This is a genomic window from Gynuella sunshinyii YC6258, assembly GCF_000940805.1.
GTDB classification, from domain to species: Bacteria; Pseudomonadota; Gammaproteobacteria; order Pseudomonadales; family Natronospirillaceae; genus Gynuella; species Gynuella sunshinyii.
This window is the reverse complement of the sequence record NZ_CP007142.1, coordinates 2,079,749-2,102,794: the sequence shown is the minus strand read 5'-3', so window position 1 is coordinate 2,102,794 and position 23,046 is coordinate 2,079,749. Positions and strand designations below refer to the sequence as shown.

The following is a 23,046-nucleotide window of genomic DNA, read 5'->3' as shown; positions in this document are numbered from 1 at the left end:
CGACATATATTTCACCGACACAGCCGACCGGTACCGGCCGCTGATGCGCATCCAGGATGTACACCCGCAAATCTGCCAGCGGATAGCCAATCGGACTGCCACGACCGTTGCGGATGTCTGCGGCAGTGATACGCCGCCAGGTGACATGCACGGTGGTTTCAGTAATGCCGTACATATTGATCAGTGCCGGCTGGCTGTCGCCATGACGGCCGATCCAGCTGCGCAGGGATTCGAGCTTCAGCGCCTCACCCCCGAAAATGACATAACGCAGCGCCAGCGGCTGTGGCCGCAGTTCATCCATGCGGCACAGCTGTTCGAATGCCGTTGGCGTCTGATTCAGTACCGTCACCTGTTCACGCGCCAGCAGCTGGTAAAACTCTTCGGTCGACTGCGCCACCGTTTTCGGTACCACCACCAGTCGCGCACCGCTGCTCAGCGCCCCCCAGATCTCCCAGACCGAGAAATCGAAGGCGAAAGAATGGAACAAGGTCCAGACATCATCGGCGTTAAATTCAAAATCCAGCTGTGCTACCTGCATCAGCCGATGCACGTTGCCATGCTCGACCATGACGCCTTTGGGCTGACCGGTGGAACCGGAGGTATAGATGATATACGCCAGATCATGGCTGCCGGCACCCGGCAAAGATTCGGGATTGCCGGCCGGATGCTGACGCAAACGCTGTTGTACTTCGTCCTGATCAGAGCAGATCAGGGTCAGCGATGACTGTTCACTGAAACGCTCCGTCAGTCGGGTTTCCGTGAGCAGCAACGTCATGCCGCTGTCACTGACGATGTAATCAAGTCGCTCGCGCGGATAGTGCGGATCCAGCGGCACATAAGCCGCACCGGCCTTGAGTACTGCCAGTATGGCGACCACCATGTCCACGGAACGCTCAAGGCAGATGCCCACCAGGGCGTCCGGCGGCAGTGCATGAGTTCGCAGCTCCGCCGCCAGCTGATTGGCCCGCTCATTCAGGGCCTGATAGCTCAACGACTCACCTTCACAGACCACGGCAATTGCCGCTGGAGTGCGTTCAACCTGCTGTTCAAACAGACTCTGCAAGGGTTGTTCAGCGGCCCGACGGGCAACGTCACCCAGTCGTTGTTCGCTGTCCGCAGGCCGGTGCGCGGCCGGGCGCAGAGCCGGATCCAGCAGCCAGCGGGTTTCCTCAGGGTCGAGCATGGTCAGCTCACTGAGCTTGAGCCGTTGCGGATCCGCCAGACTTTCCAGAATGCCGGCGAAATGCCGCAGCAAAGTCTGCACCGCAGTGTGATCATGGGTTTGTGGCTGATAACGCAGGTTCAGCGCCAGGGTATCACCGGCATAAATGACCAGGGTGAGATCAAAGTTGGTCTGTTCGTCGGCCAGCACATCACTGACGGTCAGGATGGATTGATCCTGCAACTGACTGGCCACCGGGAAGTTTTCAAACACCAGCAGGGTTTCAAACAGTGACACGCCATTGCCCAATGGGCTTAAGTTCTGTATTTCCGGCAATGACAGGAAGCCATGATCACTGCGGCTGGAGCTGTCGTGATGCAGTGCCTGAAGCCAGTCGGCAATGGTCATGTCGCTACTGAAATCCACCTTGACGGGCAAACTGTTGATAAACAGCCCGACGATGTCTTCAACACCATTGAGATCGCCTGGTCGCCCGGCCACTGTTTCACCGAACAGCACCAGATCTTCACCACTGTAACAATGCAGCAGATAGGACCAGGCTGCCTGCATGAGAATATTCAGAGTGGTTCTGTGCTGTCGGGCACGCTGTTGCAGCTGCGCCGTCAACGCCGCCGGCAGGTCCAGCCGGCATTCACCAGAACTCTCGTCCGAAATGGTCGTGGCCGCCGGCAGGCTCAAATGGGTTGGAGTTTCCAGGGATGCCAGATAACTGCGCCAGAACCCTTCTGCAGCATTCTTGTCCTGTCGCTGCAACCAGCCGATGTAGTCTTCATACTGCGCTTGTGGCACCAGACTGACAGTTGACTCCGGATCACTGAGACCCGCCTGATAATATTCCATGACCTGGGCAAACACCGTTGGCAGCGACCAGCCGTCCATGAGTACGTGATGATTGCTCCACAACAGCCGATAAACGTTATCTTCCAGGCGGAACAGTGACATGCGCATCAGCGGAATCTGGGTTTCATCAAACCCTCGGGCTTTGTCGGCCTGTTGATAAGCTGCGAACTGCTGATCCTGCTGTGCGCTACTCAGTTGCCGCCAGTCCTGCTCGGTCCAGGGCATCTCGGCATCCTGCACCACTAACTGGTGATGCTCACTGCCGACAAACGCGGTGCGGAAAATATCGTGACGGCGAATGACTGCCCGCCAGGCCTGCCGAAAGGCTTCGGTCTCAAGCGGTCCGTTTAATCTCAAGTCCAATTGTGAGCAATAGGCCGAGGCATCCAGCGCACTGTGGAACAACATGCCACGCTGCATCGCCGTCGCCGGATACAGTTTGCGCAACTGCGGATAACTCTGCTGCCACGTCCGCAACTGCTCTTGTGTGACCGGTAATAACGGGAAATCGCTCGGGGTAAAGTAACGGCTCTGACGACTGCGGCAATGGCCGACCAGCCCGGTCAGAGTACGAATGATCTGCGCGCCAAGCACATCGATGGTGTCCACCCGGTATTCGTGACGGTTGTAATGGATGGTCAGAGACAGTATTCCCGCCTCCGTTTTGACACTGAAGGACAGCGGATATTCCCGCTGCCGGCGTGGGCTGACATCATTGTCATAGGCTTCGGTGGCAATACCGAACGCCTCTCCAGCCGCCGCCGTGGTATCGACTTTACCGAGGTTGTTGTAGGAAATCTGGACATCATCAACAGGCTGATCACCGAACAGCAGGCCATAAGCGATACCGTCATTCGGCACCGCGTTAAGCGTTTCTTTTACGCTGGTGATGAGCTCGGCAACGTTACAGTCGTTACGGGTGTCGAATACCAGTGGATACTGACTGGTGAACCAGCCAACGGTCTCGCTGACATCCAGCTGATCGAGCTGGTCAAAACGGCCGTGACCTTCGAGTTCAACCTTGATGCGGGACAGCCCGAACCACAGGTTCAAGGCCCGCACAATCGCCGCCATAATCAGGTGATCACTGCGGGTGCGGTAGGCCTGGTGACACTGACCTTCGAGTTCTGCGCTGACCTCGCGATCCAGTTCAAAGCGGAGTTCCGCGGCGGCTGCCATGGTGTTGTCATCGCTCTGTTGATCGATGGGCAACGGTGTCACGCGGGTGTTCTGCTGTGCCTCCCAATACTCGCGTTCGGTCTGGCTGATGCCAGTTTCGGCATAACGATAAAGCGCGCCGGCCCATTGCTGGAATGACGAAGTTTTGGGACCAAGATCGATACTCTGGCCGGCCTGCAGCTGCTGCCATGCCTGCTCGAAATCGGCCTTGATGATGCGCCAGGAGACGCCGTCGACGATCATATGATGGATCACCAGCAACAGACGCCGTTCTTCATCGCGGTCAGCATCAATCAGCACCGCCCGTAATAATCGGTTATCCGCCCAGGACAGGGTGGTCTGGACGTGCTCACAGATCTGCCGCAGTCGCGTTTCCTTGTCGGTCGCGGCCAGACCGGCAATGGATTCCTGACCGATGGCATCGTGGATCAATGTCGACTGAAACGGACAATAAACGCCGGCGGCCGGCTGTATGCTCAGTCGCAGGACATCGTGTTTTTTATACAGCGCAGTCAGGATCTGTTGCAGGTGACCGACCTCGAACCCGGCCGGCGGCCGTAACAGAAACGACTGGTTGTAATGCTGCATATCGGTCTGGTCACCCGCCAGCCAGCGTCTCTGAACCGGCAGCCAGAGCTGTTGCCCGGTGATCGGATACTGCGGGGCATCGATCCGCCGCTCATCACTGCCTGCGGCGGCCAACGCTGCCAGACTGGTGCTTTCGAGCACCTGCCGTGGCGTGATGTTCACCCCCACCCGCTGGGCCCGTGAAACCAGCTGAATGGTCAGAATGGAATCACCGCCACAGGCAAAGAAATTGTCATTACTACTGACCTGGGCCATGCCCAGCAACTCCTGCCAGATTTTTGCCAGCTTGATCTCCTTTTCACCAGCCGGGGCAATGAAATCCTCGCGTAGTTCCACCGTCGGTTCCGGCAATGCTGCGCGGTCAATCTTGTCTGCCGGGGTCAGCGGCATTCTGTCCATAAAGGTGAACGTGGCCGGAATCATGTAGTCCGGCAGGCTCTGGCTCAGTTGGTCGCGGATGTGCTGCACGGTCAATGGCGGCTGCGAGCGACAAACGATGTAGGCCGCCAGGGTGTTGTTGCCCTGACTGTCTTTACGCACCAGCACGGCGACTTCACCGATACCCGACAGGCGTGCCAGGTGGGCCTCCACCTCACCCAATTCGATACGGAAACCGCGCACTTTGGTCTGATTGTCCAGACGACCCATAAATTCCAGATTGCCGTCCGGCAACCAGCGCGCCAGGTCACCGGTGCGATAAATGCGGTCACCATGCACCTGATAAGGATTGCCATCGGCACAGAATGGATTGCTGACAAAACTGCTGCCGGTCTTTTCCGGATTACGCCAGTACCCCGGCCCGACCCCGACTCCGGAAATACACAGCTCTCCGGGCACACCGAGGGGTTGCAGCCGCAGTTGCGGATCGACGATGTAGGCCGTCAGGTTTGGCAATGGCTTACCAATGAGAATATTGCGTTCGGAATCGGGCAGCGGCTTATCAACGATGTAGTAAGTGATGTCGTCGGATGCCTCCGACGGACCATAACCATTCATGATAGGAATATCGGGATACAGCGACAGCCAGCGATTGACCAGCTTGACGGGAGCGGCTTCGGCAATGCACATCATCCATTGCAGATCCGGCAATTCCCGCTGCGCGGGCGGCAGATCGGCAACATATTCCACCAGCAGCTGCAATAACACCGGGGCACACTGGATCAGATGCACGCGATGCTGTTGCAGCATCTGCATCAGACCGGCGAAATCGGTCATATCGTCGAGTACCACGGTGTGCCCGCCACTGATCACCGGTGCCAGGAACTGCCAGACCGACACATCGGAACTGGAGGCCGCACTCAGGAGGAAGTTTTTCGGCAGCAACTGCCGGTCAGCGGACATGAAGTTCAGTACATCGAACTCGGCATCGATATGGTTCAAAGCGCCAGCATGATGAACCAGCGCACCTTTGGGCCGGCCGGTGGAACCGGAGGTGTAGATCATATAGGCCGGATCATCAGCACCAACCTCAACCACCGGCGTTTCATCGGAACAGGTCGACAACCGCGACTGATCACGATCCAGGCAGAAGATATTGATCGCATCGGCGTTGTCGATCCGCTCCAGCAATGCGCTCTGGGTAATGACGACAGCGCTGGCGGAGTCCTCCAGCATGTAGCGGATACGTTCCGGCGGATTGACCGGATCAAGCGGCACATAAGCACCGCCGGCTTTCATGGTCGCCAGTATGGCAGCCAGAAAATGCACCGAACGATAGGCATAAATAGCCACCAGACTGCCCTTGCCTATGCCCTGCGCACGCAGGTAACCGGCCAGCCGGTTGGCATACTGGTCCAGCTCGCCATAGCTGATGCTGTCATCGTTATGCACCGCTGCCAGCCGTTGCGGATATTGTGCCGCAAGGGCCTGGAAGCGTTCGTGAATGGTGGCCGCACCGGCGTATTGCACCTGCGGGCTGTTCCACTGCTGTAATTGCAGGCGCTGCTCATCGGCCGACAGCAGCTCAATATCGGCGATTCGGGCATCCGGAGCCGCGACCAGTTGATGCAGTATGCGTTGCAGATGCGTCAGCATCTGCTGAATGATCACCGGCGCATAGCGGTGCCGCTGATATTCGAGCCGGAACTCAATCGCCGCACCGGGTTCTACACACAAGGTCAGATCGTAGTGGGTGTATTCATCGGTATACACCGATTCCAGTTGCAGGCCGGAGCCATTGTCGGCCATGTCGTCGCCACCCTGCTCGCCGGGGTAGCTCTCGAATACGATCAGCGAGCTGAACAGTTCACTGTGATTGCTCAAGGAACTGAGCTGTTGGATATCCGCCAGCGGCACAAATCCATGCTCACTGCGCTCGATACTGGCCTGATGCAGCGCCTGCAACCAATTTTGCACAGTGCTCTGCGGTAGCAGTTCAACCGATACCGGCAGGCTGTTGATGAACAGCCCGACCATGGTTTCAACACCGTCGAGATCCGCCGGACGACCGGAAACGGTCTCCCCGAACGTCACCCGGTTCTCACCACTGTAGCGATATAACAGATACGCCCAGGCCGCCTGCACCACCGTGCTGACGGTGGTACGGGACTGGCGCGCCAGGGTGGCCATGGCCTCAGACAACGCCGCGTCGAGCTGCAATATTTCCCGACCCAACCCGGTTTCATCACCATTGACCGCAACTCCGGCAACGCCGATGCGGGTCGGGGCATTGACCGGTTGCAGATAACGACGCCAGAAATCCCGCGCAGCGGTTACGTTCTGCTGTTGCAACCAGGCGATATAGTTGCGGTAAGGCGGTGGTTCGGGCAGTTGCAGCGATTGCTGCTGCAACAACGACTGATAGGTTGCGGTGACTTCTTCGAACACCTGCTGCGAACTCCAGCCATCACTGAGAGCATGATGCCGGCTCCACAGCACCTGAAAATGCTGTGGTCCCAGCTTCCAGACGTTCACCCGCATCAGCGGTGCCTGCTGGAGATCGAAGCCATGTTGCTTGTCCTCGGCCACCAGCCGTTCAAGCACTGCCTGCTGTTTATCGGCTGGCAGCTGACTCAGATCCTCCTGCTGAAACGGCAGTTGCGCCGCCTGGGTGACCACCTGAAACGCGGCAGCCGCATCCAGACCAATGAAGAAGGTCCGGAAAATTGCATGTCGGCTGACCACGGACTGCCAGGCACGACGGAAATATTCGAGATTGAGATCACCCTTCAGGGTCATGACCAGCTGCGATACATAGGCTCCACCTTCCACCGCACTGTGGAACAGCAGACCACGCTGCATCGCCGTGACCGGATAGATATCCACCACGGTATTGATGCCGGTACCGCTGTCCGATTCGCGGGCCGATTCCGGCGACTGCGGAAGCAGTTGGTATCCGGCCGTGCGCAAGGCATTCAGCTGTACCTGCTGCAACCCCGGTTCAGCCTGATGGGCCAGCGGGAAATCCGCGGCCGAACAGGTACCTTCAGGTATGCTCAGGCAGTGGTCAATCAACGAATGCAGGGCCGATTCAACGGCGCTGTTCAACTGCGCCACGGAGGCATCGGTGAACCGCTGACGGTCAAACAGAATACTGAACTGCAACGTCTGCTCAACGATCACAGCACTGATGTTCAGCTCGTAAGCCAAGGGTCGACGGGGACTGATTTCACAGCCACTGGACTCTGTGGTCAGCGCGAAGGCACTGTCATCGGCCAGACTTTGATCAAACTGGCCGAGATAATTGAAAATCACCGGTGATGCGGGACAGCGGACAAACGCCTCGTCACGGAGCAGGTATTTGAAAATGCCGAATTCCAAACCGCCATGATCGATCAGCCGCAGCTGGTCCTTGACCGCAGACAGCGCCGCCGCGAGATCGTAACGATCCGCACTGAGCAGCATCGGATACACCGAGGTGAACCAGCCAACGGTCTGGCTCAGATCGAGGTCTTCACCCAAATCAGCCAAACCGGTTTCACGGCCATGACCTTCCAGATCGATGCGCAGGGTATCGACATCCGCCCATTGCGACAGTCCCAGATACAGAGCGGTCAACAGCACTTCATGAATGTTGCTGCGGTAGCGCCGGGGCACCTGTTTCAACAGCAGTACAGTCAGCTCAGGACTCAGGGTAAAACGGTGTTCACCGGCCTCACCATGATGTCCGTGACCAGCATCGTCACGGGTTGCCAGAGACAGCGGCGCATCAGCCTGCAGAATCCGCTGCCAGCGCGCGCGACGATCAGCGGCACGCGGACTGCCAGCGTATCGTTGCAGCTGCTGCGCCCACTGCTGGTAGGAAGTGGTTTTCTGAGCCTGCCAGCGTTGCAGCGCCTCATGGTTGTCTGCCTGCTGCATCAGCAGCTCCATATCCGCGAGCAGAATACGCCAGGACACCCCGTCGACGACAAGGTGATGCGCCACGATTAACAGCCGGCCGGCGGCGTTATCAGCCGTGGTCAGCCAGACAAACCGGATCAGCGGTGCGCTATCGAGCACCAGACTCTGTTGAATTTCATCGAGGGTATTGCTGAGGGCATCCGTCGCCAGGGATGGCACCCGGATATGGCGCACAGTGGCCTGCATCGTCTCTTCACTGACCGGCACATAATGACCGTGCCAGCCCTGCTGACGCCGTTCAAAACCCAGTCGCAGGACATCGTGTTTTCTGACCAGCCAGCTGACCACATGACGCAGCTGTTCAAGACTGAAACCAGCGGGCGTGGTAATCAGTACCGACTGGTTATAGTGATGCGGCTCGATCTCGCACTCAAAGAAACGATGCTGCACCGGCAACAGCGGCTGCTCGCCTTTGCTGGCGTTGTCGGTTGCGGGCTGGACCTGGGGTGCATTTTTCCGTTTTACATGAGGCGCCAGAGTCTGAATGGTCTGGTAGTTGATGAGCAGTTTGGGTGATAACACCAGTCCGGCCTTCACCGCCTGGGAAATCATCAGAATCGACAGAATGGAATCGCCGCCCGACTCAAAGAAATTGGCCGTGGTGCTGAGGGTTGCGGTATCGGCTTTCAGCACTCGGGCCCAGATATCGACGAGCTGCTGCTCAATCTCATTCTGCGCCGCCACATATTGCGTGCCGGTGGCGTGCTCATCCGGATCTGGCAGGGCTTTGCGATCGACTTTGCCGTTAGCCGTCAATGGCAGTTGCGGCAGAAAGGTAAACGTGGCCGGAATCATGTAATCCGGCAGCATCTGCGCCAGGGCCTCACGCATAACCTCAACGTCACCTGCCGGCTCGCCGTTCATGACCACATAAGCGGCAATTTTTTTTGCGCCGCTGTCGTCCTCAAGAATGACCGCCACTGCCGCACGCACGCCGTCGATGGCCGCCAGCTGCTGTTCGATTTCGCCGAGTTCGATGCGATAACCACGGATTTTCACCTGGGCATCCACCCGGCCGATAAATTCCAGTTCACCGGTCGGCAGATAACGCACCAGGTCACCGGTGCGATAGAGTTTCCCGTCACCCAATGGATTATCCACAAACCGTTGCGCCGTCAGCTCGGGCTGGTTCAGATATCCCTGAGCAACGCCATCTCCACCGATATACAACTCCCCGATGCAGCCCTGAGGCACCGGCTGACGATGATGATCGAGCACCCAGGTGCAGGCATGGGGCAATGGTCGGCCAATGGGCACCACCGCATCCTGCTGATCAGCTGTCAGCGCATAGGTCGTCGCGCCAACCGTGGTTTCCGACGGGCCATAGTGGTTCACCACCCGACAGCCACTGCCGGCCAGTCGCCGCAACTTGCTGACGGTTTCACCATGACTGGCCTCACCACCCACAAACAGCCACTGCAACGGCAATGTCGCGTCGATCTCTTCGGTGGCGAACAGGGCATTGAAATGGTTCGGCGTGAGTTTCAAAAAGGCCAGCTGTTGCTGACGCAGGTACGCCATGAAAGCCTGGGCATCAGTGGCGGTATCGTCATCAATGAGATGTAGTTCGCCGCCGTGCATCAAACAGGTGTACAGCGCGGTATTACCGAGATCGGTGGCCACGGTAGACAACAGTCCATAGCGCAATCCCTGAGGGACCGGATAAACGCTGAGCAGAGCAGACACATAGGCGGCCAGATTGGTCTGACTGACGGCCACGCCCTTGGGCTGACCCGTGGTCCCGGAGGTGTACACCACGTAGGCCAGCGCTCCGGGGTCCACGGCCGGCAGATTATCACCACTCAGCGCTGCGCCTGATGCATGATCATCCACCGCCAGTACCGGTATCTGTTGTGGCCGTTCGTCGGTATAGGGCAGCGAGGTCTGACTCAGTACCAGCGTCGCGCCGCTGTCGGCCAGCATGTAGTGCAGCCGAGCCCGAGGATAGGATGGTTCCAGCGCCACATAGGCGGCGCCCAGTTTGAACACCGCCAGTATCGCCACCGGCAGACGGATGCTGCGGGGCAGGTACAGACCGACCCGATCACCCGCTTTGACACCCTGTAGCTGCATCCGTCTGGCCAGCTGATTGGCCTGTTGATTCAGCTCGCCATAACTCAACCGCATCTCACCGCAGACAGCAGCACAGGCCTCTGGCGTCGCCGCGGCCTGCTGTTCAAATTGCGTCAGCACGGATATGGGTTCGGCTTCATGAATCAGCGCTTGGGGAACCGATCCCTGGCTGAAATCCTGTAACTGCTGTTGTTCAGCATCGTTGAGCATTGCCAGTTGGTATATCGGGGTTTCGGGGTGACGGCCGATATCGCTCAATAATCGATTCAGATGCCCGGCCAGACGGTGAATGGTATCGGCCTTGAACAAGGCCTTGTTGTAAACCCAGTTAAAGGACAATCGGTTGTGTTCCTCAACGGCATACAGAATCAGTTCGTATCGGGTTTCAATCTCATCCGGATGCAGTGCCGCCAGCCGGCAGTCCGGCAGCGTCAACTCAAAGGAATCGTTGTTGTTCATGCTCAGCATGATCTGAAACAGAGGCGTGTACTGATTGCTGCGCTCCGGTTTCTGCTGTTCCACCACCTGGTCGAACTGTACATCCTGATGACTCTGAGCCTTGAGGTTGATGTCTTTGACCCGCGCCAGCAGCTCGGTGAAGGAGCAGTTATCCGTACAGTCCACCCGCAGCACCAGATTGTTGACGAAAAAACCAATGAGGTGTTCGAGGGATTTTTGCAGCCGGTTGGCCACCGGTGTGCCGATGACGACATCGGAGCTGTGACCATGACGCGCCAGCAGCACACTGAACGCAGCGTGCAAGACCATAAACAAGGTGGCTTTGTGGCTTCTGGCCAGCTGGGTCAGCTGCTGATACACCTCATCGGCTACCGGCTCGATATGACTGACACCGCGATAGGTCTGTTGCGCGGGGCGCGGAAAATCCAGCGGCAGGCTGTGTACCTGAGGCAGATCCACAAGCTGCGTCTTCCAGTAATCCAGTTGTTGCTGCAAGCGCTCGCCCGATAACCACTGGCGCTGCCAGACGGCGTAGTCGGCGTATTGAATTGCCAGCACTGGTAATTGTGGTGCGGTAGCGCCGGCCAGTGCCCGATAGCATTCGGCAAATTCGTTCACCAGCACTCCGAGAGACCAGGCATCGGAGGCGATATGATGAATATTGAACAACAGGACACCCTGCTGACCGGCAAACTGCAGATAGCGGATGCGCAGCATCAGATCATGCTGTAAATCAAACTGATAAGCGGCCTCGGCGAGGACTTTTTCGGTAATCAGTTCGTGGCTGTCAGCGCGTGCACTGCCACTGAAATCCAGCGTCAGCAGTTCAAACTCATAGTCTTCACGAATGACCTGCAAAGCCCCGTGCTGCTCATCGGCAACGAATACGGTCCGCAGGGTTTCATGACGATCAATGATGCTCTGGAAGGCCTGGCGCGCCAGCGCTACATCGAACCCACCATCGACTTCAAATGCACTGCAGACGTTGTAATGGGAACTGCCGCCTTCCATCTGGTCCACCAGCCACAGACGTTGCTGGGCAAAGGACAACGGTAGCGGTACGCCACGATCCACAACTTCAATACGGTTGTCCTGCTGTGAGGAAGATTGCAGATAGGCCAGAATGTCCGCCTTATGATCTTTGATCTGCTGTAACAGTTCCGGGGTCATGGCGCCTTTCGGAGCATCCAGTTTCAACTGACCGTCTTCAGCTGTGACCTTGATGTGTTGCTGGTGGAGCTTTGCCAGTAAGTCAAACATATTCATAGTTCAAATATTTCCCTGTCGGTGTGTTCGTCAGTGGCGGTGTCGTCTGCCATACCATGTTGGATCCGCAGAATGTCGATATTCGCGGCCATGGTGTTTAAGGTGCTGGCTTCAAATATCGTCACTACGGGTATTTCGATGTCGAAGTGTTCTTTGATTTCGGTTTGCAGTTTGATGGACAGCAGCGAATGACCGCCAAGATCGAAAAAATCATCCGTGGCGCTGATATTCGCGGCATCGGCTTTCAACAGCCGGCTCCAGATGGCACATAATTGCTGTTCTGTCGCGCTAACCGGTTCGACATAGGTCGATCCGATGGCGCTGATGACGGGACGCGGTAGCGCCCCCCGATCCACCTTGCCGTTGCGGGTGACCGGGATTTCATCCAAAGCCATGAAGAACGCCGGCACCATGTACGCGGGCAGTTGTTCACGCAGATGGGTTCTGGCGGCATTAATGGCGCTCTCGGTCTGCTGCGGATCAGTCGCCACGAGATAGGCCACCAGATCCTTCTGCTGCGCGTCATCGGTCCACACCACCACCACCACGGCTGCCTGTACCGCCGGATGGCTCAACAACCGGCGTTCAATTTCACCGGGTTCGATGCGGTAACCGCGAATTTTCACCTGATCGTCAACACGGCCGACAAATTCAACCTGACCGGCGTGATTGACACGCACCAGATCGCCACTGCGATAGATACGGCCGAATTGCGGATGATCGATAAAGCGTTCGCGGGTCAGTTCCGGCTGATGCAGATAACCAAGGGCCAGACCTTCACCCCCGGCATACAGTTCGCCGATGGCACCCTGGGGCAGTGGTTGCTGATGACGATCCAGAATATGGACACGGGTGCCATTGACCGGCGTTCCCAGAGGCAGTGCCTGTACGGCCGGATGGGTCGCGGGAATGGCATAGCAGCAGGTGAAGGTGGTGTTTTCGGTCGGCCCGTAACCGTTGATCAGCGTGGCTTCCGGCAGCCGCTCATAGACCCGTCGCACCGCCTGCGGGTTGACCACATCACCGCCGGCGGCGATCCAGCGCAGGGAGTGACAATGTTCCAGCCCCTCGGCATGACTCCAGAGGTCGAACAGGGCGGATGTCAGCCACAGGCTGTTGATGTCATGTTGCCGGATCAACTGATTGAGGATCTGAATATCGAAGGCCTGGGCCGGATACAGCACCAGACTGCCGCCGTTCAGCAGCGGCCCCCAGATTTCCAGGGTCGCGGCATCAAAGGAAATCGATGACAGTTGCAGGAAACGGGTCTGTTCATCCAGCGTCATGAACCGGCATTGCCGTACCAGTCGCAGCACACCGCGATGCGGTGTGATTACACCTTTAGGCTGCCCGGTGGAGCCGGAGGTATAGTTGATATAGGCCGCATCTGCTGCCTGCGACGGGCAGTCAGGGTTATCCGTCGCCAACTGATCCAGCGCCTGTTGCAGCGTGGCGTCCAGGGTACAGACCTTTACTCCGGTCGCAGTCCATGAGGTCGCCGGTGCAGCCGACTGTATCAGGATACTCAGCTGGCTGTCGCTCAGCATGTAGTCGAGTCGCGATGGCGGATAATCGGGATCCAGTGGCACGTAGGCGGCACCGGTCTTGAGTATGGCCAGCAGCGCCACGATCAACTCCGGCGAGCGCGGCAGACAAGTGCCGATCAGGGCTCCGGGAGCCGCGCCCAGGGTTTGCAGATGACGCGCAAGCTGATTGGCGCGGCGGTTGAGTTCGCCATAACTCAGGTGTTGACCGGCCGCTACCAGCGCAATCTGTTCCGGACTGCGGTCGGCATATTGCTCGAACAGCCGGGCAATGGAATCCTCCGGGCCATAACCGCGTTCATGTGCAACCATCGGTGCCGATAATCCCTCGGCTGAAGCACATAATGGCAGCTCGTCGAGACGACGATCACTGTTATCAACAATGGCCCGTAGCAGGGTCGCGAAACTGTCTGCCAGCCGCGCCATGGTCTCTGGTTGCCAGAGAGCACGGCTGTATTCAAATACCAGCAGCAGACTATCGGCCTGTTCTTCCACATTCAGCAGCAGCTCGAACTTGCCGGGAAACTCCAGTGCCTCGGCCGCCTGACGTTGCAGATATTGCTGGCCATCGTGCAGGGTCAGTTGCAGATCCGGCAGCTGCATATCTATCGGCTGGTTGTTGTTCATGCTCAGCATGATCTGGATGATCGGGCTGTAATGGGCGCTGCGACCCGGATTGAGCTGCTCCACCAGCCATTCGAATGGAACATCCTGATGCTGCTGCGCCGATAAGTGGGTGTCGCGGATATCGTGCAGTAACTGTCGAAACGTCTGTTCAGGCCGGCAATCCGCCCGCAGTACCAGGGTGTTGACGAACATGCCGATGACGTTTTCCAGTTCTTTTTGCAACCGTCCGGCCACCGGCGTGCCCATGACAATATCGGTGTCATTGGCATAACGGGACAACAGCACTGAAAAACCAGCATGCAGCAGCATGAACAGGGAGACTTTTTCGGCACCGGCCAGGATTTTGAGATCCTGCAGCAGGCTCTGATCCAGATGGATGTCACAACGACCGGCAATATGCTGTTGATTGGCCTGACGGGGGAAATCAGTCACCAGACTGTGTACTTCGGGAATCCCCTGGAGATGGGTCTGCCAGTACTCCAGCTGCGCCTGCAAAGCCGGCTGATCGGCGTTGAGAAAATCCCGCTGCCAGACGGCATAGTCAAAATAACTGAGTTCAACCGCGGGCAGTTGCGCCGGCCGCTGCTCCAGCGCAGCGGAGTACAGTTCTGAAAATTCCTGCGCCAGCAAGGTCATCGACCAGCCATCAAAGGCAATATGATGCATGGCCAGCAGCAGTACGCCGGCATCATCGGCAGTTTCCAGCCAGCCGGCCCGTATCGGCAAATCCCGATCCAGGGCAAACGGCTGACGGACAAAACCGGCCATCTGCGGATAACACTCGGCGGCCATGGCACCATGGTGGCCCAGTCGGCTGACAGTCAAACGCTGATCGCGGTTGATGCGTTGAAACACCTGCTCGCCTTCACCGTGATACTGACAGCGCAGTACCGGGTGCCGGTCCAGAATTGTGTTCAGTGCCTGCTCGGCAATGGTGATCCTGAACGCTCCGGTCACCTCGATGGCAGCGAGCAGATGGTATTGGGCGCTGTCCTGCATGACCCGGTCCAGAAACCACAGTCGCTGCTGGGCAAACGACGCCGGAATGGAGTCTCGCAGATGCCAGTCGCCGGCCGGCTGTATCACCGGCACTGCCATTGTTGTCCGGTTGCTGCGTTGTGCCCGTTGTGCCAGCCACTCGGCCTGTTGCTGTAAACGGCTGCGTTCGAACACGCTGCGAATATCGATGTCCGGATCAAATTCAGCCCGCAACGCAGTCATGAGCCGGATGGCCAGTAACGAATGCCCCCCCAGTTCAAAGAAGTCATCGCCGGCACTGATGTGTTCAGCCGGCAGGGCCAGCAGATCAGACCAGATCTGTGTCAGTCGTTGGGCCAGCTCTCCGCGGGGCGCAACATATTCGTCACCGGAGGCATTAAAATCGGGATCCGGCAGGGCTTTGCGGTCAAGCTTGCCATTGCCGGTGACCGGCAGTTCCGCCAGCATCACGACAGCAGCCGGCACCATGTAATCGGGTAATTGTGACTGCAGAGCGGTCTGAATCTGTTCCGGCTGCAAAGACTCGCCCTCCTCACCGACCACGTAGGCCACGATGCGGGGCTGCTGAAGCCGGTCAGGTCGGGTAATGACGGCCGCCGAGCGCACACCGGCGAGCGCCAGAATGTGCTGCTGCACTTCGGTCAGCTCGATACGCAGGCCACGGATCTTCACCTGATCGTCCATGCGACCGAGATAATCAATGCTGCCATCGGCCCGCCAGCGCGCCAGATCTCCAGTCCGGTAGAGGCGCACCGGGGCGGCATCCGTAAGGCTTACCTGCACGAAACGTTCATCGGTCAGGTCATCGCGCCGGGCATAGCCACGGGCAAGGCCGACACCACCAATATACAGTTCGCCAACGGCCCCCACCGGTAACAGCTGTTGCTGTCGTCCAAGTATGTACAGTTGAATATTCTGGATCGGCCAACCGATGGACACATTGCTGACCGCAGTGGTCGCAACGCCAGCCGGCGCAGCCTGACAGGGAAAATAGCTGACATCGATGGCCGCTTCCGTCGGGCCATATAAGTTGTGCAGCGCAGCGTGATGCTGCTGATAGTGACGTTCGACCAGATCCGTGGTCAGCGCCTCCCCGCTACAGAACACCTGCCGGACACTGCTGAACCCGCTCCACTGGCCGCTTTCAAGCATGACTCGCAGCATGGAGGGCACAAAATGCAGGGTCGTGACCCGGTGTTCAGCACTGATGGCCTGAAGATAGTGTGGATCTTTATGACCTTCCGGTCTGGCCACCACCAGAGTGGCACCACAGACCAGTGGCCAGGTGAATTCCCACACCGAGACATCAAAACTGAAGGGCGTTTTTTGCAGGACCACGTCATTGTGATCCAGACCATATTCGCGTTGCATCCAGTCGATACGATTGACCAGCGCCCGGTGCTCAATCATCACGCCTTTGGGTTTGCCGGTCGATCCGGAGGTAAAAATGATGTAGGCCAGATCGGTGGCACACGCCGGTTCTTCGGTGATCGCAGCCGTTGACTGAGCATCCAGCTGATCGATGACCGACCCTTCATCCAGGACGATCTGAGTGACAGACTGCAATTTAACCCCTGCCGATTGATGGGTCAGTACCCATTGCAGTCCACTGGTATCGACAATGTCCTGCAGGCGCTCAATGGGATAATCCGGCTCCAACGGCACATATGCGCCACCGGCCTTGAGTATGCCCCAGAGACCGATGATCATTTCAAGGCTGCGATAACAGGCCAGCCCGACCGGGGTATTGGCACCCACCTGTCTGGCACGCAGCAGATGGGCCAGCTGATTGGCACGCTCATCGAGTTGACGATAGCTCAGACGTTCGTCACCACAGATCACCGCGCAATGGTCCGGGCTGGCCTGGACCTGCTGCTCAAACCATTGATGCATGGTCAATTGATCAGCAAAGGGTCGTGCGGTCCGATTAAACTCGTTCAACAGTTGTTGTTGCTCGACAGCATCGACGGGACTGATGGCCGCGAGTGGCTGGCGGGCGTCGTCTGTCACTTGCAGAATCATCTGTTTGAGCCGTTGCGGCAGAGTATTCATGATGTCCGCATCAAAATCCCCGGCCAGAAAGCCCAGATCCAGTGCCAGGGTTTCACCCAGCGTGGCGACTACGGTCAGCGGGAAATTGGTTTCTTCGTAATTATGGAGACCCGTGAGCTGTAATGACGCGGCTTCCAGACTGTGATCCAGAGACTCGGCGGAGGGATAGTTTTCAAACACCAGCAGACTGTCGAACAACGGTGTATGAGGGTCTTTGTCCACCAGCCGGTTGATTTCCGCGAACGGCAGATAACTGAATTCTTCACTGCCAACCTGAGTCTGATGCAGCTGTTGCAGCCAGTCGGCAATGGTGACATCAGCCGGTACATCCACCATGACCGGCAGCGTATTGATAAACAGCCCCACCATGGTTTCCACCCCTGGCAGTTCGGCCGGGCGACCGGAGGTGGTCACCCCGAACGTCACCGTGGTTTCATGGCTGTAACTGGACAGCAGACAGGCCCAGGCTGCCTGCAAAACAATATTCACGGTGGTCTGGGTCTGCCGCGCAAACGCGCTCAACCGGGCGGTCTCGGCAGGGCTGAACACAACTTGCAGATGGGTGTAACCGGGGCTGTGCGGATGCGCTCCACCGCTACGGGTGAGTTGCCCGGGTAACGGTGTCGGCGTCTGAAAGTCTGCCAGCTGTTGCTGCCAGTAGTGGCGGGCCCGGGTACTGTCCTGTTGCAGCTGCCAGCGAATAAAGTGATGGTACGGTACCGGGCTGGCCAGTTGACAGGGTTGCCGAGTGAGTCCGGCGGCGTACAGTGCCAGCAGTTCAGACAGTATCAGCGGCATGCTCCAGCCATCGGTGAGGATATGATGTTGCGACAACAGTATCTGATGACACCGGGCAGCCGTTTTCCACACCGCCACCCGCATCAACGGTGCATCACTGAGATCAAAGCCCTGACGCTTGTCTTCCAGCCGGTATTCTTCGATCAGTTGATGCTGTTCTGCTTCAGGCTGATCACTGATATCTGCGTATCGCCATGGCAGTTCGATGCCCTGGAAGACCAGTTGCTGCCATTGACCATCCTGCTGAGCCACCAGGCAGGTACGCAGGATATCGTGGCGCTCCAGCACCTGCTGCCATGCTCTATGGAACGCTTCGGTATCAAATTCGCCGCTCAGCTCAAACAGCAATTGAGTGTGATAACTGCTTTTATCGAACAGGCTGTGAAACAGCATACCCTGCTGCATCATCGAGGCCGGATAGACGTTCACCAGAGTGCGGTTCTGCTGTTCAAACTGTTGTTGCCAGGCCTGTAACTGAACCCGGCTGACGGTGGTCAGGTCGATGTCTGAGGGTGTCAGGCGGCCATGACCGGTGGCCACACAATGTCCGGTCAGTTCCCTGACCGCTGCTGCAAACTGATCTGCCAGTGACTGGACAAACGCTTCGTTGTAGCGGGTGGTGTCGTAATTCAGGGTAAATTGCAGTGCCTCATCTTTGACCCAGCCGTCGAACGTCAGACCATGTTCCGGCTGGCGCAGATGACTGCTCACCTGACCGTAGTTTTCAACGATGGCGGAAAAATAACGACCATCGGCAAGGGCTTCAAAACGGCCGAGATAGTTGAAAGCAATGTCGGCCTGCGGTGGCACGGCGGCATCCTGTAACAGATAACGACACAGGCCATAACCGATACCATTGACCGGAATTCGCCGAACACTTTCTTTTATTTCGCAGATCAGTGTTTCCGGATCGTGCCAGTCGAACGACGATGACAGGACAGGCACATGGGGATAGAGACTGGTAAACCAGCCAACAGTTTCGCTGAGATCGATCTCCGGACTCAGATTTTCACGACCATGGTGTTCCAGATCGACGGCTACGCGAGTGCATCCGGTTAGCCGGTAAATGGCCAGATAGAGAGCGCTGAGCAGCAGCTCGGTGGTATTGGTGCGATAACGCCGGCCAGCTTGATGGATCAGGGGCCCGGTCAGTTCGGCATCAAATCCGATGTTGATACTGCCGGTGGATTTTGGCGGAGTCTCAGTGATGACCGGAGCAGCAGCCTGAAAGCTGTCGGTACCCATAAGACTGACTTCGTGCCAGTAGTTAAGATGCTCAATAAATACCTCCGACCGGGCATACTCGTGCAGAAACCGGCCCCAGGTCTGATAGGAGGTGGTTTTTGCCGCAAGACTCAATGGTTTGCCAGCTTTATGCTGATCCAGCAGGGTATGAATATCTTCCAGCAGTATCCGCCAGGACACCCCATCCACGACCAGGTGATGAACGGTCATGAACAAATAACCGGGAGTCGCCGCATCCGCTTGACCGATATAGACCAGCTTGAGCAGCGGACCATCACCCACAGACAGACTTTGATGCGCCTGATCACAGACCGTTTGCAGCAGCTCCTGATCGACCGTTGGCAAGGTAACGATATCCACCGTGTCGTGCAGACGTTCATCCGTCAGCGGCAGGTGTTCCGCCTGCCAGCCATCGGCAGCATGATGGAACCGCAGCCGCAACACATCGTGACGCTGATACAGCGCCTGCACCAGCGCCGGCAGACATTGCGGGTCAAACGCCGGGGTGGTCGTCAGCAGGATAGACTGATTGTAATGATCGAGGCCGGTTTCATCATCGAAGAACCGCATCTGAATCGGCAGCAACGGTGCCGATCCGGTGACCGGAGATTGATCCACAACAGTGGCAGCACGCAGTTCCGTAGAGGCTGCCAACTCGGCGATAGTCTGATGTTCAAATACCTGTTTGATGGTCAGTTTCAAACCCGCGGCGGACGCGCGCGATACCACCTGGATGGATAAAATGGAATCGCCGCCAAGTTCAAAAAAATTGGCATTGATACTCAGCTGCTCTGCATCGATGCGAAACAATTTCGCCCAAATATCCGTCAGGATTTTTTCTGCGGCTGAAACAGGCGGCAGATAGTCATCATGGAAAATATCTGCATCTATGGTCGACAATGCTTTTTTATCCACCTTGCCATTCGCCGACAACGGCCACTGATCAATCAGCTTGAACGCAGCCGGCACCATATACTTCGGTAGGTTGCGATTGAGGGTTTCTTTGATGGCCGGTATCGGCTGCAACCCGGCACTGATGTCGTCCTGTAACTCGATATAAGCAACCAGCCGGGGAGTACCAAGGTGATTTTTTTGTCCGGTGACAACCGCGTGTTTGATAAATTCGATGGCCGCCAGCTGATCCTCGATCTCAGCCAGTTCAATCCGATAGCCATTGATTTTGATCTGGTTATCGGTACGGCCAATGTACTCAATATTGCCATCGGCCAGATAACGCACCATATCCCCCGTGCGATAACAACGGCTGCCATCCTGCAGAAAGGGGTTCTGTACAAACTTCTCTGCCGTCAACTCCGGCTGATTCAAATAACCGAGGCTGACCCCAGGGCCTCCGATGTAGAGTTCGCCAATACTGCCAAACGGCAGACACTGGCCATTATCATCAAGCACGTAGGTACAGGTGTTGGCAAACGGCTTGCCAATGGGCGCCATATTGCCAACGAAGGCCTGATCCGGGTGAATTTCATACCAGGTACTGTCCACTGCGGCTTCGGTGGCACCATAAGAATTGATAAACCGGGTCTGTTCCCCGAGCACACTCAACAGTTGTTTGGTGTCGTGGTGGTACCAGCTGTCAGAGCCGACGACGAGCATGTCCAGCGGCGGAAATCGCAACCCTTCCGTGATCATGTATTCAACTAAACTACGCAGTACGGCGGGTACGAATTCGGCAAAGGTGATATGGCAGTCCAGCAGTTCCTGATAGAGCTGCGCGGGAGACAACAGTTTCTGCCGGTCGCACAAGATCAGCGTATTTCCCGAGCACAATGCCCGCACCCAGTCACCGCTGAAAACGTCGAAATTCACATTAGCCATTTGCAGAATACGACAGTTGCCAGGACTCAGCGGATAGCTCTCGCGCCAGGCCTGAAAAATACTCTGTATGGCATCATGCTGTACCATGACGCCCTTCGGTTCACCGGTAGAACCGGACGTAAACGTGACATAGGCAAGATCGTTTGGATGCACGACAGGAAAGGTCACGACTGCTGAACTGTCGTAAGCCAGAGCATTGTCAGCCGTAACCACAACCATGGCAGGGTCGCCGGCAAACTGTTCGACAGTGGTCTGATCGTCTACCAACAATAACGGACTGCGGGTCAGCCCTGTCAGTTTGATCACACGGTCAACAGGCGTCTCCACTGACAGTGGCAGGTACGCACATCCGGCTTTGAGGATACCGAGAATAACAGCCAGCAAATCGGCGCGCCTTGACAGGTAAACCCCAACGATACTGCCCGACGGTATCTCCCGTTCGCACAGGTAACGGGCCACCCGATCCACACGGGTACGTAACTGCTGGTAGCCAAGCAGCTCCTCTGTACCCTCGCAGGGACGATGCTGCACCGCCGGTTGATCACCGTAACGCCCGGCACACTCATCAAATAACTCATGTATCAGTTTTGGCCTGTCTGGCTGACGTTCACGCCAGGCGAAAAACGATTGGTTCAGGGTGTGTACCTGATCATGCTGTTCATCCGGTGTGACGATGGGTAGCTCAGCAATCGGTTTATTCAAACCCTCAGACAGTACTTCTGCCATATACTTTAAGCGCTGGCAGACCCGCAGTACTTCGTCGGCTTCGACAAACAGGGAGTTGCAGTTCAGCTCCAGACAAATATCGCCTTGTTCATAGTGATCTTTCAGTGCCAGTGCAGCTGGAGTGTTTTCATACCCGAGCGGCATGGTAATACCCTTAAATGTGCCACCGGCATAATCGCTCTCAACATATTTGCTTTCATAAGACACGCTGATATCGAACAACTGCCGCCGGCCGATCTGGGATAGCTGACACAGCCGATTGATTTCGGCCACCGGAAACCGTTGGGCACGAAAACCACTGCGAACTTCTCTGGAAACCTCTTCGAGCAGTGATAAAAATGACTGGCCTTTATCAATGCGGAGCCTGACCGGCATCATCGACGCAAACATACCGATGGTATGACGATATCGGGCTTTGGTTCGGTTATGAACCGGTACACCGATGACCAGTTCATCGAGATTTTTCAGACGTGCGTAATAACAGGCAATCAGGGCGATGGCAAAATGGGCCATCGATAATCCGTGCGCGGTGATCGGTTTTTCAAGTTGGTTATAGACTGCCCGGGGGATGTAGACACGTTCGAAGGTACTTTTGTCTGTGGCTTTGGACGGTACGCCGACAGGTGGCAGTACACAATCGGGAATGGTCTGGTATTTCTGTTGCCAGAACTGTTTGTCTTTCTGATAACGGGCAGAAGCGCGATATGCCTGATCTTCCTGAATGTAATCCCGGTAACTCCAGTCACTTGCCTGAGTCAGTTGTGCGAAGGTTACACCCAAATGAAGTTGTTCGAGGTTGCGTAGAAAACCTTCAAACAGATTAACCACTGACACGCCATCAAGAAACAGATGGTGGCCACACAGCAGTATTTTCCAGTAGTGATCGTTAACTTTAACCACCACTGCCCGCCAGCCGGCTCGGAACAGATCATAGGTATCATGAAGGCGTTGTTTCAGATATTCATCACCCTCTTGAGAGGCATTTTCGATACCTGAATAATCAACAAACTCGATTTCCGGCTTAAAATCCCCGCTGGTCTTTTGCAGCACTTCACCTTCAATTTCTACCAGTACCGCCCGTAAAAAAGCATGCTGAACACAGAGGGCTTCGACAGCGGCTCTGATGCTGTCCGGCTCGAACCTGCTGTCACAATTTATCTTGATGCCTATATTGTAGGCCGGTACTTCCGGATTTATGATCTGATCCAGGTAGACGGCCTGTTGTGAAGAAGTCAGCTTTTCGCAACCTGAAGGCAGGCCCTGTGTTTGCGTCAGTAAGTCCGAAGCCAT

The 23,046-nt window shown here is 56.7% G+C and carries 2 protein-coding genes (1 of these 2 running past the window's edge); both read right to left on the bottom strand.

All coding sequences use genetic code 11. The features are described 5' to 3' along the window. Nucleotides 1-11,929: the 5' portion of a non-ribosomal peptide synthetase gene (locus YC6258_RS09250; RefSeq protein WP_044616744.1), read on the bottom strand. Its footprint begins 794 nt before the window's first position; only the first 11,929 of its 12,723 coding nucleotides appear in the window; it begins with the start codon at nt 11,927-11,929; the stop codon falls past the left edge of the window. Further along, the gene (locus YC6258_RS09245; protein ID WP_044616743.1) at nt 11,926-23,046 is read right to left on the bottom strand and encodes a non-ribosomal peptide synthetase; all 11,121 of its coding nucleotides are present in this window, start codon (nt 23,044-23,046) and stop codon (nt 11,926-11,928) included. The genes YC6258_RS09250 and YC6258_RS09245 overlap by 4 nt, the downstream gene beginning before the upstream one ends.

Excerpts from the sequence above, each read along its gene's own strand:
- YC6258_RS09245 (WP_044616743.1), bottom strand. The coding sequence starts at position 23,046 with ATGGCTTCGGACTTACTGACGCAAACACAGGGCCTGCCTTCAGGTTGC.